The following is a 2,978-nucleotide window of genomic DNA, read 5'->3' on the forward strand; positions in this document are numbered from 1 at the left end:
ACTCATTTGGGTTGTATGGTTAAGTGACTAAGCGTATACGGTGGATGCCTTGGCAGTCAGAGGCGATGAAGGACGTAGTAACTTGCGAAAAGCGTTGGCGAGCTAGTAACAAGCATTTGAGCTAACGATGTCCGAATGGGGAAACCCACTAGCATAAGCTAGTATCTGCACATGAATACATAGTGTGCAGAGGCAAACCCGGGGAACTGAAACATCTAAGTACCCGGAGGAAAAGAAATCAACCGAGATTCCCCTAGTAGCGGCGAGCGAACGGGGATTAGCCCTTAAGTCTATGGGGTGTTAGTGGAATGTGTTGGAAAGCACAGCGGCACAGGGTGATAGCCCCGTACACGAAAACTAACCATAGATGAAAACGAGTAAGGCGGGACACGTGACATCCTGTTTGAATATGGGGGGACCATCCTCCAAGGCTAAATACTCCTGACTGACCGATAGTGAACCAGTACCGTGAGGGAAAGGCGAAAAGAACCCCTGTGAGGGGAGTGAAATAGAACCTGAAACCGTATACGTACAAGCAGTGGGAGCGGTTCTTGAGACCGTGACTGCGTACCTTTTGTATAATGGGTCAGCGACTTACATTTTGTAGCGAGGTTAAGCGAATAGCGGAGCCGTAGGGAAACCGAGTGTTAACTGCGCGTTTAGTTGCAAGGTGTAGACCCGAAACCCGGTGATCTAGCCATGGGCAGGTTGAAGGTTGAGTAACATCAACTGGAGGACCGAACCGACTTATGTTGAAAAATGAGCGGATGACTTGTGGCTGGGGGTGAAAGGCCAATCAAACCGGGAGATATCTGGTTCTCCTCGAAAGCTATTTAGGTAGCGCCTCGAGCGAATACCATTGGGGGTAGAGCACTGTTAAGGCTAGGGGGTCATCCCGACTTACCAACCCTTTGCAAACTCCGAATACCAATGAGTACTACTCGGGAGACAGACGGCGGGTGCTAACGTCCGTCGTCAAAAGGGAAACAACCCAGACCGTCAGCTAAGGTCCCAAAGTGTATGTTAAGTGGGAAACGATGTGGGAAGGCTTAGACAGCTAGGATGTTGGCTTAGAAGCAGCCATCATTTAAAGAAAGCGTAATAGCTCACTAGTCGAGTCGGCCTGCGCGGAAGATTTAACGGGGCTAAACATACCACCGAAGCTACGGGTGCATGCCATTAGGTGTGCGCGGTAGAGGAGCGTTCTGTAAGCGGTAGAAGGTGAAGGGGTAACCCACACTGGACGTATCAGAAGTGCGAATGCTGACATGAGTAACGATAAAGGGAGTGAAAAACTCCCTCGCCGAAAGACCAAGGGTTCCTGTCCAACGTTAATCGGGGCAGGGTGAGTCGACCCCTAAGGTGAGGCCGAAAGGCGTAATCGATGGGAAACAGATTAATATTTCTGTACTTCTGCTAACTGCGATGGAGAGACGGAGAAGGCTAGGCTAGCGCGGCGTTGGTAGTCCGCGTTTAAGGTGGTAGGCAGTGAACTTAGGCAAATCCGGGTTCACCTCTTAAGTGAGAATGCTGAGAGCTGATGACGAGCCGCTATGGCGGTGAAGTAGTTGATGCCATGCTTCCAGGAAAATCTTCTAAGCTTCAGGTTAGTAGGAATCGTACCCCAAACCGACACAGGTGGTCGGGTAGAGAATACCAAGGCGCTTGAGAGAACTCGGCTGAAGGAACTAGGCAAAATGGTACCGTAACTTCGGGAGAAGGTACGCTCCTGGCGGTGATGAGACTTGCTCTCTAAGCTGCTGGGAGTCGCAGATACCAGGTGGCTGCAACTGTTTATCAAAAACACAGCACTGTGCAAAATCGCAAGATGACGTATACGGTGTGACGCCTGCCCGGTGCCGGAAGGTTAATTGATTGGGTTATCGCAAGAGAAGCTCATGATCGAAGCCCCGGTAAACGGCGGCCGTAACTATAACGGTCCTAAGGTAGCGAAATTCCTTGTCGGGTAAGTTCCGACCTGCACGAATGGCGTAATGATGGCCACGCTGTCTCCAGCCGAGACTCAGTGAAGTTGAAATTGCGGTGAAGATGCCGTATACCCGCGGCTAGACGGAAAGACCCCGTGAACCTTTACTATAGCTTGGCACTGAACATTGACCCTACATGTGTAGGATAGGTGGGAGACTTTGAAGCTTGGACGCTAGTCTGAGTGGAGTCGTCCTTGAAATACCACCCTTGTAGTGTTGATGTTCTAACTTGGCCCCATTATCTGGGGTAAGGACAGTGCCTGGTGGGTAGTTTGACTGGGGCGGTCTCCTCCCAAAGAGTAACGGAGGAGCACGAAGGTTGGCTAAGTACGGTCGGACATCGTACGGTTAGTGCAATGGCATAAGCCAGCTTAACTGCGAGACATACACGTCGAGCAGGTACGAAAGTAGGTCATAGTGATCCGGTGGTTCTGAATGGAAGGGCCATCGCTCAACGGATAAAAGGTACTCCGGGGATAACAGGCTGATACCGCCCAAGAGTTCATATCGACGGCGGTGTTTGGCACCTCGATGTCGGCTCATCACATCCTGGGGCTGAAGTCGGTCCCAAGGGTATGGCTGTTCGCCATTTAAAGTGGTACGCGAGCTGGGTTCAGAACGTCGTGAGACAGTTCGGTCCCTATCTGCCGTGGGCGTTGGATGATTGAAGGGAGCTGCTCCTAGTACGAGAGGACCGGAGTGGACGAACCGCTGGTGTTCGGGTTGTTATGCCAATAGCATTGCCCGGTAGCTACGTTCGGAATCGATAACCGCTGAAAGCATCTAAGCGGGAAGCGAGCCCTAAGATGAGTCATCCCTAGAGCTTTAAGCTCTCTAAAGGGCCGTAGGAGACTACTACGTTGATAGGCAAGGTGTGTAAGCGTTGTGAGGCGTTGAGCTAACTTGTACTAATGACCCGTGAGGCTTAACCATACAACCCAGATGGGTTTTACTGATACTTAGTATTAGAATAGAGCACTTAGATAGTGT

General features: G+C 50.9%; 1 rRNA gene. It reads left to right on the top strand.

The window, feature by feature from the left end:
• Positions 1-17: 17 nt before the first annotated feature.
• Positions 18-2,921, top strand: a 23S ribosomal RNA gene (locus tag L2703_RS18840).
• Positions 2,922-2,978: the final 57 nt, after the last annotated feature.

Source organism: Shewanella basaltis (assembly GCF_023283885.1).
GTDB lineage: Bacteria > Pseudomonadota > Gammaproteobacteria > Enterobacterales > Shewanellaceae > Shewanella > Shewanella basaltis.